The following is a 12299-nucleotide window of genomic DNA, read 5'->3' on the forward strand; positions in this document are numbered from 1 at the left end:
TTTACCGAGGAGGAGTGCAAGTGGAACAAAGAACAATATTAACAACCAGCAAGCGGGGGTTGCAGACGGACTCATTCCCATTCCGTCTCTATCAAAAAGCGAAGAAATTCGGCATCTGGAACCCTGCTGACATTGATTTTACCCAGGACCAACAAGACTGGAGGCAGCTTGACGCCGAACAGCAAAATGATATTCTGCGCCTGATTTCACAGTTCCAGGCTGGTGAGGAAGCCGTTACCCTCGATTTGCTGCCGCTGATCATGGCCATTGCTAAGGAAAACAGGCTGGAGGAGGAAATGTTTTTAACCACCTTCTTATTTGAAGAAGCCAAGCATACAGAGTTCTTCCGGCTTGTCCTGAATGCGCTGGGTGAAACAGGTGACCTATCAGGACACCATACAGCTACGTATAAAACGATTTTTTATGAAATCCTGCCGACTGCGATGGACAGGTTGCTTTTAGACCAATCACCTGAAGCTATTGCCGAAGCAGCGACTGTTTACAATATGTTCGTTGAGGGAGTCCTTGCTGAAACAGGCTACTACTCATTCTATCAAAATCTTGAAACACTCGGTTTGATGCCAGGACTGCTCAGGGGGATTGGGAATTTGAAAAGAGATGAATCCAGGCATATTGGCTATGGGACCTTCCTGCTGCAAAGATTGATTTGTGAGCATCCACATTTATACGAGTTTGTTGAAGGTAAAATGCAGGAATTGACCCCGCTTGCCATCCGTTTGAACCAGGAGGGATTCAAGGGGAAGGATGTAAGTACTTTCGGAAATCAGATCGAAGATACAATGAATTTTACAATGAAACAGCTTTCTGTCCGGATGGAAATCCTCTCCCGTGCAAGGGGCAAGCGGATTGAAGAGATTTATAGAGTTACAGAAACCGAGATGGGTGTTCTATAAAGAAATAACCAATTTAAAAGAGATAGAGGAGGAAGCAAAATGACTGTAAATCTCGATGTAAAAACGTTCCCGTTATTCATTAATGGAAAATGGGAGGCGGCGAGCAGCCAGGAAACATTTGATGTTTATAATCCGGCGACTGGAGAACTGGTGGCACGAGTGGCAAAAGGGAATGCAGCCGATGTGGACAGGGCCGTTGACGCAGCACGTAAGGCATTTGATGAAACCGACTGGAAGGATATGAAGCCAAAGGACAGATCGAAAGTGCTTTATGCAATTTCCTATCAAATAGCTGCCCATGCAGAAGAATTGGCTTACCTTGAAGCGGTCAGTTCCGGCGGTACGGTGAGGAGAATTGGCGCAAATGATATTCTGCAAATGGTCGATTTGTTCCAGACATTAGCCAAGTTCGTTGAAGAATATGAATTCTCGGAAACGCTGCCAAGTCCGCCATTCCCGGGACCGGCACATAATTTTATCTGGCGCGAACCAATCGGAGTTTGCACAGCGATTACTCCTTGGAACCTGCCAATGGTGATCGCTACATGGAAAATCGCTCCAGCTTTGGCAATGGGAAATGCGGTTGTCGTCAAGCCGGCAAGCTACACTCCTTTATCGACTTTGAAGCTGGCTGAAATCATTTCACAGGTCGTCCCTCCTGGAGTCATTAATGTCGTGACTGGCCCTGGTGCTGAAGTTGGGGAAAAGCTGGCAAGTCACCCAAAAGTTGATAAGGTTGCCTTTACAGGGTCGACTGAAGTGGGCCGAAAGGTGATGCAGCTGGCCGCAGGGACAATTAAGAACACAACACTTGAGCTTGGCGGTAAGTCACCTAACATCATTTTGGAGGATGCTGACTTAAGCATCGCACTGCCAGGAAGCTTATTTGGAGTGTTCCTCCACTCGGGCCAGCTTTGTGAATCGGGCACGAGACTGTTTGTTCCGGATCATTTGCATGATGTGATCGTTGAAAATCTTGTCAAGCTGGCTGGGAAAATCAAGCTTGGCAATCCACTTGACCCTGCAACTGATGTGGGACCGGTCATTTCCAAAAAGCAAAAAGAAACGATTTTATCTTATATTGAAGCAGGAAAAGCAGAAGGAGCCACCCTAGTTTGCGGCGGAAACGAAGCTATGGTTGCTGGCTGTGAAAATGGACATTTTATTCAACCAACAATCTTCACAAATGTAACCAATGACATGAAAATTGCCCGTGAAGAAATCTTCGGTCCGGTCTTGTCTGTGATTCGATATACAGATGTTGATGAAGCAATCAAAATGGCGAATGACTCGATCTACGGTCTAGCTGCCGGCGTATGGACCAGGGATGTGAATAAAGCTTATGAGGTTGCCCGCAAGCTGCAGGCAGGTGTGGTCTGGATCAATGACTGGCATATGCTGCGCAATGATGCCCCATTTGGCGGATACAAGCAGAGCGGAATCGGCCGCGAAATGGGCAAGCATTCACTGGATGCCTACACTCAAGTCAAGCATGTGCATACCTCGATGGTTCCTGAAGCACATAAGCGAACATGGTATGGACTGCTTTTATCCAATACAGCTGAATAAACGATTTTCAAAAAATTCATATGAGGTGAAAAGGATGCAAACGACAACATTATCACAGTTCTCCCTTCGTTCAGCAATCTACAGTGGAACAAACTCTCGTGCAATGGTACCTGATTTGTTCAAGGGCTTAGGGTCTAAAAGAGTTGTTCTTTTTAGCGACAGGGGTCTGGAAAAAGCCGGAGTAGTAGATAAAGTCGCACAGATTTTCGAGTTGACAGGTAAAGGTACTGGACCTGAACTTGCTGGGATTTACGTCGACATTGCCCAGGATGCTGAAAGCCGTTCGGTGAATGAAGCTCTCCGGTATGCGAGGGAAGTGGGGGCTGACGGATTGCTCGCTGTCGGAGGCGGCAGCGTGCTTGACACAGTTAAGGGAGTAAAGTATGCCATGCATAAAGGGCTAACCGACATCAAGGAAGCGATCCCCGGCGGCTTTTTATTCGAGCAATTCCCAAAGGCAACCCATATCCCCATCCCGCACATTGCCATTCCGACAACTGCGGGAACAGGATCCGAGGTGTCGCCGATCGCGGTCATTTACAATGAGGACATCCAGATGAAAGGCAATATCATCAATCCTTTCCTCAGTGCGGACATTGCAGTGCTTGACCCTGACTTGACAGTAGGACTGCCGCCGGCAATCACGGCTTTTACCGGCTTTGATGCCCTCACACATGCAATCGAGGCATTTGCATCTCCGAGTGCTACAGCACTGACAGATGCCCATGCCTTGCATGCAATCAGGCTGATTGAAAAAAATCTTCCGATCGCAGTAGCAGAAGGTTCCAATCTTGATGCGAGAATGGAAATGCTTCAGGCCAGCTTAATGGGAATCACCGCCTTCAGTTTTGCCTTGAATGCCATTCCTGTCCATAACTTCGCCCATGCATATGGAGCCTTGTTTAGAATCCCTCATGGACTGGCAAATGCCATTTTCCTGCCTGTGGTGATGGAATATGTACCAAGCTTGTATCTTCCAAAGGTAAAAGAGCTAGCCTCAGCATTGCGGGTTGACTTTGATGCTCATGAAGAAAATGAGGACGTACTGGCAAAAGTGATTGAAAAGCTGCGCCTTCTTCAGCATAAGACTGGATTGCCATCGGACTTTACAGAATTCAATTTAACCGAGGAAGACCTTGAGCGGGTTGCGGGTGCCGTTGCCAGGGACCCTGCAGCCGTATCCTTCCCGATGCCAAAAGAACTGATCCAGGCTGTCGGCCAGCAGGTCGTCCCATTAGGTGTAAAATAAAATGGATATAAGAGGGGAATCCGTCTTTGATTCACCCTCTTTTTACAGTTTTCTAACAGCTAAAGTTTATAAAGGAGTGGTTAGATGATGAATTTTGATTTTACTGAGGAGCAAGAGCTATTAAGAAAAACGGTCAGGAGCTTTGTCGATAAGGAAATCATGCCTTATATAAAAGATTGGGATGAGAAACAGCATTTTGAAACAAGTATTTTAACAAGGCTTGCCGACCTGGGACTCATGGGTGTCTGTATACCAGAACAATATGGCGGCAGCGGCATGGATTATAATTCCCTTGCGATCGTATGCGAGGAACTTGAGCGCGGCGACACGGCCTTCAGGACAGCGGTATCGGTGCACACCGGGCTGAACAGCATGACCTTGCTACAGTGGGGGAATGAGGAACAAAAGCATAAGTACCTGGTTCCTCAGTCAAAAGGACAGAAGGGTGGAGCGTTCGGGCTTACCGAACCAAATGCAGGTTCTGATGTAGCCGCCATGCAGACAACGGCGCGTGACGCAGGAGATCACTACGTACTCAATGGATCAAAAACATGGATTTCATTATGTGATGCAGCAGACCATTTTCTGGTGTTTGCCTATACGGATAAAAGTAAAAAACACCACGGCATTTCTGCCTTTATTGTGGAGAGAACCTGGGAAGGATTTTCATCCAAAGCGATAAAAGGAAAGTTGGGTATTAGGGCCGGAAATACCGGTGAAATTTTCTTTGATAATGTAAAGGTTCCAAAAGAAAATTTGCTGGGGCAGGAGGGGGATGGGTTTAAAATTGCAATGTCTGCCTTGGATAATGGCCGCTTTACTGTTGCTGCGGGGGCTTGTGGCACAATTATGGCGAGCCTTGAGGCTAGTGTGAAGTACTGTCATGAACGAAGCACTTTTGGCAAAGAGATCGGCAGACACCAGCTCGTCCAGCAGATGATCGCCAAGATGGAAGCAGGATTGGTACAATCACGATTGCTCGTTTACCGTGCCGGCTGCCTTAAAAACCAGGGCAAGAGGAATACCCGGGAAACCTCGCTTGCCAAGTGGCAGGCATGCGACTATGCCTATGAAGCCGCAAATGATGCCGTCCAAATCCACGGTGCATATGGTTTCTCCAACGAATATCCGGTTGAACGGTATTTAAGGAACGCCAAGGCACCTGTCATTTACGAAGGAACACGAGAAATCCACACAGTCATGCAAGGAGAGTATGTATTAGGATATCGAATCGACAAGCCCTTGTCCAATATGCTTCCAGCCTGGCCGTTTGAGTCCGTTACCGAAGAGGCCGTGAAATAAAGAAACGGGAGAGAGTGAGAAGGTACCTCAGCTTTTACCAATATCTCATACAAAAAAGGTGATCACTTCATTGCAGTGATCACCTTTTACTCTTATAAAATCATGTCAGATTGGACGTAGTGGTACAGGAGTTTCGCTGTGTTTTCGATCGAATCCTTATGTGTTCTTTCGAAAGCGTGGGAAGAGTCAATACCCGGCCCGATAAGGCCATGGATGATATCATGTCCTGAACGGATAGCGGCAGATGCGTCTGATCCGTAGAATGGGTAAATATCGAGTTTGTAGCCGATTTCATTGTCGATTGCAAGCTGAGTCAGCCTTTTCCTCAGCTCGTAATGATATGGGCCACTTGCATCCTTTACGCAGATGGAGACTGTGTACTCATCGGTAGACTGGCCATCACCCATTGCTCCCATATCGACCGCCAGATACTCAACGGTTTCCGGCGTGATATTAGAATTTCCGCCATAGCCAATTTCTTCGTTATTGGATATCAAAAAGTGTGTTGTATAAGGAAGTTCGATGTTTTCTGTCTTAACTTGTTTGATCAACTGAAGCAGGATCGCGACACTTGCCTTATCATCAAGATGACGTGATTTAATGTATCCTGATGGTGACATTCGAACACGCGGATCAAAAGAAACAAAATCTCCTACTTCAATTCCAAGTGCCCTCACGTCATCCACGCTATGTACTTTTTCATCAATTCGAACTTCCATATTGTCCTGGTTGCGTTCTGCTTTGCCTGCATCCTTGTAGACATGCACAGATGTCTGGTGCATTAAAATCGTTCCAGTAAACTTTTTGCCGCTTGAAGTTTCAATTTCACAATACTCGCCTTCAATCGAGTTATACTTGAAGCCGCCAATCAAATCAAGCTTTAGGCGCCCGCTTGGCTTAATTTCTTTTACAATCGCTCCGAGAGTATCAACATGGGCTGTCAGCATTCTGTGGTTCTGCTGGTCCTTGCCAGGAAGAGTGGCAATCAATCCGCCTTTGCGGTTTCGTTTCGTTTCAACCTGTAGTTCTTTTAAATAATTTTCTACATATGTAATGACTTCATTCGTATTTCCTGAAGGACTTGGGATGCTGACCAATTCCTTTAATAAACTCAACGTTTCCTCTGTATAAGGATATGCCATAATCAAACTCCTCTCATAATAATCTTAACATTCATATTATAAACTTATTACCTGAATCAAAGGAAACATTTATCTTGTTTTACTGTAATCACCTATCAGTTCTGTTCATATTTTGATTATGGATGCAGTTTTGGGGAGGAGATAAAATGAACGGGTATTGGTACAAATATTCATTGCTGCAATGGTGCAGCGAGATGGAAGCGAGATTGGGTTCATATAAAGGGCAGCTCAGGGGATCGGGTGATGAGGCCATATTACAAAAATGGAAGGAAAACCTTCTGACATTGAAACAAGATGCGCAACACTCAGTCGATGACGAAGCACTGTATGCTCAGGCGAGAAACTTATATGACGAACTGGACAGTTATTTGGGTGGGTCTGACTTGGAAAGTGAGCGCCAGCAAGGCCAGAGACTTCAGCCTGTCCCTATAGGCGGCCACAGACTTCCTCCGTTGCCTTATGCTTATGATGCGCTTGAGCCTGTGATTGATCAGGAGATAATGAGACTTCACCATTTAAAGCACCACCAGAGCTATGTGAATGGATTGAACAAGGCTGAAAAAGAAATGCAAAAGGCAAGACAAACTGGGGATTTTGGTTTGATTAAACACTGGGAAAGAGAAGCAGCCTTCAATGGGGCTGGACATTATCTTCACACAATCTTTTGGAGCATCATGAGTCCAAATGGCGGCGGCACCCCAAAAGGACAGCTCGGAAAAGCGATCAACGACTCATTCGGCAGCTTTGATGCATTCAAAAAGCATTTTTCAGAAGCAGCGAAAAATGTTGAGGCTGTTGGCTGGGCAATCCTGGTTTGGTCACCGCGTTCCCATAGGCTGGAAATCCTCCAGGCAGAAAAACACCAGAATTTATCACAATGGGATGTTGTCCCTTTACTTGTCCTGGATGTTTGGGAGCATGCTTATTATCTGCAGTATAAGAACGAGCGGGCTAAATATGTTGAAAACTGGTGGAAGGTAGTCAATTGGAAAGAAGTCGAGCAGCGGTTCAATAAAGCCCGAACATTGGCATGGCAGCCTTTTTGAGGAGTGACTTATTGTCACCCTTTTTTTGTCTAGCTCTTCTGTTAAAGCCCAATGTTGTTATAAAGCCCTGTTGATTAGTGGACGGCGCAGAAAATCAACAGTCGATTTAAACAGAGCCTTTTGTATAAAAAACTCCTTATGGCGAACACTAAACATATGTTCGGGAGGTGTTTTTATGGAAAGTAAAGACTTTAACCAGATTTACAATGATTATAAGGAGCAAAGCCAGGAGCAAGCGGAACTGGAAGCCAACACACCACAATCAGGAAAAGAACAAATCGTTGCCGTCCGTAAAAATGATGATGGGGACCTGATTGCTTTTAAAACAGAAAGCGGAAGAGAGCTTGATTATATTTCCGCCCTTACTGAGGCTAAAGCGGGGAAACTGGCCCATGTGGATGTATTCCATAAATACGGCCGTGATATTCTCAGAAGCGAGCCTGATGGAATTAAAGAAAACAACCTCGATCATTTACCACATTTCTAGCAGGGAGTATTCCCTGCATTTTTTATTTTTAAGTAATTTATAAGATGATTTAGTTATGGATAACTACAGGTAGTTTTTCATAATCCAGCTCCAGCGCTTGTCGAGGCTGGACAAGGCGCTTACGCTTTTTGTATAAATAACTTGATTTTTCAGAAATTTCACTCTAAAATAAAACTAACATACCAACCGGTAGGTATGTAATGAGAAATCCAGACATATATTTTTAATAGACTTTCAGAATTGAAGAATACGATGGGAGTGACTTGAATGCATTTACGCCTTACAGAAGAACAAAAAATGGTGCAAAAGACCATTCGCCGATTTGTAGAAAAAGAATTAGTGCCGCTCGAAAATGAAGTGTTAAGAAATGAAAGAGAAGGACGTCCAAGCCTTCCTCCCGGAAAAATGCGTGAACTGCAGCTGAAAGCTAAAGAGGCGGGATTCTGGGGAATCAATACACCGGAACAATATGGCGGTGCAGATTTGGGCCAGATGATGATGGCCATCGTCCTGATGGAAGTTTCTAAAACGTTCGTGCCATTCCAATTTGGCGGTTCAGCAGACAACATTCTTTATTATGGAAATGAAGAGCAAAAGCAGAAGTACCTGATTCCAACCATCAATGGTGATAAAAAATCGTGCTTCGCGATGACAGAACCTGGGGCGGGGTCGGATACAAGAAATATAAAAATGACAGCTGTGAAGGACGGGAATGAATGGGTCCTGAATGGTGAAAAGACGTTCATAACAGGCGGAAACGAAGCAGACTTTGTCATGGTCATTGCGATCACTGATAAAGAAAAACACCGTGCCACAGGCCGTGACGGGGTAACCTGTTTTATCGTCGACCGTGAAATGGGCTGGAAATCAGAATTCATACATACGATGGGCGAATGGGGACCGGCGGGGCTGGTATTTGATAACGTCCGCGTACCAGAGGAGAATATCCTGGGCGAAGTCGATGGCGGCTATAAACTGGGATTGGAATGGATCGGATTCGCAAGATGGGTTGTTGGCGCCAGGGCGATCGGTGCCGCTGAGCGCTTGCTGCAAATGGCCATTGATTATTCCAAAGAGCGGATTACCTTTGGCAAACCGATTGCTGAAAGACAAGCTATCCAGTGGATGATTGCCGATTCAGCTGTGGAAATCGAAGCGGCAAGATGGCTCGTGCTTAATGCGGCTTATACACTTGATGCCGGTGAAGATAACAGACATATGGCATCGATGGCAAAATTGTATGGCTCAAATATGGGCAACAGAGTTGTCGACCGAGTCATGCAAATTCACGGCGGTATGGGCTACACAAGGGAATTGCCAATCGAGCGCTGGTACCGTGAAGCCAGACTTTGGAGAATTTACGACGGCACGGATGAAATACAGCGGATGATCATTGCCAGGGACCTATTGAAAGGGCATGTGAAGATTGGCCAGTTTGTATAACGGACAAATGAAAGCGTTAACAGTTCGATAGATAGAGGAGGAAATAGAATGGCAAGAAGATTTGAGGGAAGAGTTGCTTTTGTGACGGGAGGCAGCAGAGGAATCGGAAAAGGGATTGTTCAGCTTTTCGCCGAGGAAGGAGCAAAGGTAGCTTTTATTGACTTGAATGAGGAGGCATTGGCGGAAACAACAAACGAGTTGCGTGAGAATGGATATGACGTTTACTCCAAGGTAGCGAATGTGACGGACTCCGAGCAGGTTGAACAGGCAATGAAAGAAGTGCATGACACTTTTGGCTCTGTCGACATCCTTGTGAACAACGCCGGCGTTATCCGCGATAACCTGCTTTTTAAAATGACGGATTCCGACTGGCAAACCGTCATGGACGTTCACCTTAAAGGTTCATTCAATGCAGCGAAAGCAGCTCAGAAGTATATGGTTGAACAGAAATATGGCCGGATTATCAATATTTCCTCAACCTCCGCACTTGGAAACAGGGGCCAGGCAAACTATGCAGCTGCCAAGGCAGGTCTCCAGGGTTTCACTAAAACTCTTGCAATCGAACTTGGCCGTTATGGAATAACAGCCAACTCGGTCGCACCTGGGTTTATTGAGACAGAAATGACGAAGGAAACTGCAGCTCGCATCGGAATCTCATTCGATGACCTGATTAAACACAGTGTCGCTGGCATTCCGGTCGGCAGGAGCGGAAAACCTGCGGATATCGCCAACGCAGTCGCGTTCTTTGCTGATGAAAAATCGTCCTTTGTCAACGGCCAGGTCATTTATGTAGCTGGCGGTCCAAAAAATTAATGTGAGGTGACAAGTCAGTGTTCAAAGAGCATATTGGCAAACAATCCAATAAAGTAAAAAACTTTGTGGAACGCGGCGCTGTCAGGAAATTTGCCGAAGCCATCGGAGATCTGCATCCCATTTTCATTGATGAGGAAACAGGCAAAAAGTCACGATATAACAGGAACATTGCGCCGCCTACATTTCCAAGGGCTTTCGATTACGGAACAATACAGGGGCTGAATCTTCCTAATAAAGGTCTGATCCATGGGGAACAGACTTATCACTACGAGCGACCATTGCTGGTAGGTGAAGAAATAATCTGTTACTCGGTGGTCAAAAATTATTTCGAAAAGAAAGGAACCCAGGGTGAAATGGGCTTCCTGGTATTAGAAAGCTTTGGTGAAGACGAAATGGGGAAACTAGTCTTTTCCTCCACGCAAACGGTCATTATCACAGAAGCGGTAAGGAAGGTGCTGATCGGATGAGCAGTTTAGCAGGATTGAAGGCAGGAGAATCCCTGAAGGAGGTTCAGCTAGATCCGGTCGACCGGATTACCCTGATTAAATATGCCGGTGCTTCAGGAGATTACAATCCAATCCATACAATCGATGAAGAAGCGAAAAAAGCGGGGCTGCCGGGAATCATTGCTCACGGCATGTGGACAATGGGGAACCTGGCAAAGCTTTTCACCGAATTTTATGAGGAAGGATTCATTCAAGATTATACAATTCGTTTTAAAGGAATGGTCTTCCTGAATGACGTCGTCACTCTCAAGGCAGAACTGGCAGAGGAAAATGAAAACACCCTTAGGTTCAACGTTAGAGCAGTCAATCAAAATGGCAATGAAGTCATTAAGGGAGATGTCCTGTACCATCGGTATGCTTCTTAATAACCAAAACCCGGCATAGAATTGCTGGGTTTATTCCTATAGCGGAGGCTTGGATGCCATTTAGGAATATAACGGGATTTTTGAAAATAGTTTTCAGGATTAAAACAAAAATTTCAGGAATAAAGCCCCGAGTTTCAGGAATAAACACATATTTTCAGGAATAAAGCCGCGAGTTTAAGGAATAAACACAAATTTTAAGGAATAAAGAGGTTAGATTCTGTCCTAAACCCCTATTTCAATAATGAAATAGCAGAAACGAGGTGTTGAACCCAAGTGAACTTTGATTTTGACGAGGATTTACTGACGTTAAAAAGAAATGTCCGTGATTTCATCCAGAGTGAGATCGAGCCTGTTGCGATGAAAATCGAAGAAGAGGAAAAAATCCCGGAAAACATCATCCAGCTTTCCAGGGAAATGGGCCTTTTCGGATTAAGCATACCGGAGGCATACGGCGGGCTGGGTATCGGCATGGTGGAGAAATGTGCATTGTATGAGGAAATCGGCCAGACGCACAATGGCTATACGACTTTGATTGGTGCCCATACTGGGATCGGCACAGTCGGGATTGTCGAGCTGGGCAATGAGCAGCAAAAGCGAAAATATTTGCCTGCTATGGCCAGCGGAGAGAAAATCGGTGCCTTTGCCCTGACAGAACCTGATGCCGGTTCGAATGCAGCTAATTTAAAGACGACTGCTGTGAAAAAAGGCGATATATATGTGCTGAACGGTTTGAAGCACTATATTACGAATGCATTAGAGGCAAGTGTATTTACAGTGATGGCAGTGACAGACCAAGAAAAAGGAGCGAAAGGAATCACTTCGTTTATCGTCGAAAAGGACTTTCCTGGCTTCAAGGTCGGAAAAACGGAAAAAAAGATGGGCCTAAAGGGATCCCATTCTGCTGAATTGGTGTTCGAGGATTGCGAGGTTCCGGTTGAAAATGTTCTTGGGACTGAAGGGCATGGTTATGTAAATGCCTTGAAAATACTGGCCAATGGAAGGGCAGGCCTCGCGGCGCGTAATCTGGGGTCCTCCCAAAAGCTCCTTGACATGTCTGTTGCCTATGCCAAAGAGAGGATCCAATTCGGGAAGCCGATCATCATGCATCAGGCAGTAAGCCATATGCTGGCGGAAATGGCTGTTGAAATCGAAGCACTCAGGTCTTTTACATACCGAGTTGCCTGGATGGTTGATTCCGGACAGAAGGTCATCAAGGAAGCTGCCATGTTAAAGCTATATGGATCCGAGGTTTACAACAGGGTCGCCGATAAAGCAGTGCAGATTCACGGCGGTCTCGGTTATATTTCTGATTATCCGGTCGAAAGATATTTCCGTGATGCACGAATCACAAGAATTTATGAGGGCACGTCGGAAATCCAGAAAAACATTATCACTGCTCAGCTGGAAAAAGAATATTAGTACTTGAACATACCTACTAGTTAGTATGAAAAAGAAAGAGGTGG

The 12299-nt window shown here is 45.5% G+C and carries 12 protein-coding genes; 11 read left to right on the forward strand and 1 reads right to left on the reverse strand.

Annotation, left to right across the window (positions count from 1 at the left end; genetic code table 11):
- Positions 1-20: 20 nt before the first annotated feature.
- From J7E37_RS08190 to J7E37_RS08205, 4 genes are all read left to right on the forward strand, one after another.
- A complete protein-coding gene (locus J7E37_RS08190) occupies positions 21-914 on the forward strand; it encodes a R2-like ligand-binding oxidase (protein WP_215023479.1) in 894 nt (297 codons plus the stop codon).
- Positions 915-953: 39 nt separating this feature from the next.
- Positions 954-2483, forward strand: a complete 1530-nt coding sequence (locus J7E37_RS08195) for an aldehyde dehydrogenase family protein (protein WP_214778854.1) — start codon at positions 954-956, stop codon at positions 2481-2483.
- A gap of 34 nt (positions 2484-2517) precedes the next feature.
- Positions 2518-3732, forward strand: coding sequence for an iron-containing alcohol dehydrogenase (locus J7E37_RS08200; RefSeq protein ID WP_215023481.1), 1215 nt, complete (start codon positions 2518-2520; stop codon positions 3730-3732).
- 87 nt (positions 3733-3819) lie between these two features.
- Positions 3820-5034, forward strand: a complete 1215-nt coding sequence (locus J7E37_RS08205) for an acyl-CoA dehydrogenase family protein (protein ID WP_214779334.1) — start codon at positions 3820-3822, stop codon at positions 5032-5034.
- A 92-nt stretch (positions 5035-5126) separates the two neighbouring features.
- Here the strand turns inward: J7E37_RS08205 and J7E37_RS08210 are convergent, their stop codons facing one another.
- Positions 5127-6176, reverse strand: a complete 1050-nt coding sequence (locus tag J7E37_RS08210; RefSeq protein WP_215023483.1) for a M42 family metallopeptidase — start codon at positions 6174-6176, stop codon at positions 5127-5129.
- A 146-nt stretch (positions 6177-6322) separates the two neighbouring features.
- On the opposite strand from J7E37_RS08210, the gene J7E37_RS08215 reads away from it, so the two are divergent.
- From J7E37_RS08215 to J7E37_RS08245, 7 genes are all read left to right on the forward strand, one after another.
- On the forward strand, positions 6323-7222 hold the full coding sequence (locus J7E37_RS08215) for a superoxide dismutase (protein ID WP_215023485.1): 900 nt from the start codon (positions 6323-6325) through the stop codon (positions 7220-7222).
- Between the two features lie 175 nt (positions 7223-7397).
- Complete coding sequence (locus J7E37_RS08220) at positions 7398-7709, forward strand: DUF3892 domain-containing protein (protein ID WP_215023486.1); 312 nt, start codon at positions 7398-7400, stop codon at positions 7707-7709.
- Positions 7710-7976: 267 nt separating this feature from the next.
- Complete coding sequence (locus tag J7E37_RS08225) at positions 7977-9152, forward strand: acyl-CoA dehydrogenase family protein (protein ID WP_215023487.1); 1176 nt, start codon at positions 7977-7979, stop codon at positions 9150-9152.
- Positions 9153-9200: 48 nt separating this feature from the next.
- Positions 9201-9965 carry a beta-ketoacyl-ACP reductase gene (locus tag J7E37_RS08230; RefSeq protein WP_215023488.1) on the forward strand — a complete coding sequence of 255 codons (765 nt, stop codon included), beginning with the start codon at positions 9201-9203 and terminating at the stop codon, positions 9963-9965.
- A gap of 17 nt (positions 9966-9982) precedes the next feature.
- Entirely contained in the window at positions 9983-10432 is a 450-nt protein-coding gene (locus tag J7E37_RS08235; RefSeq protein ID WP_214778869.1) for a MaoC family dehydratase N-terminal domain-containing protein, read from the forward strand.
- Positions 10429-10836, forward strand: a complete 408-nt coding sequence (locus J7E37_RS08240; protein WP_214778871.1) for a MaoC/PaaZ C-terminal domain-containing protein — start codon at positions 10429-10431, stop codon at positions 10834-10836. The genes J7E37_RS08235 and J7E37_RS08240 overlap by 4 nt, the downstream gene beginning before the upstream one ends.
- 273 nt (positions 10837-11109) lie before the next feature.
- On the forward strand, positions 11110-12255 hold the full coding sequence (locus tag J7E37_RS08245) for an acyl-CoA dehydrogenase family protein (RefSeq protein ID WP_215023490.1): 1146 nt from the start codon (positions 11110-11112) through the stop codon (positions 12253-12255).
- Positions 12256-12299: the final 44 nt, after the last annotated feature.

This window comes from Bacillus sp. ISL-39 (genome assembly GCF_018613295.1).
Classification (GTDB): domain Bacteria; phylum Bacillota; class Bacilli; order Bacillales; family Cytobacillaceae; genus Mesobacillus.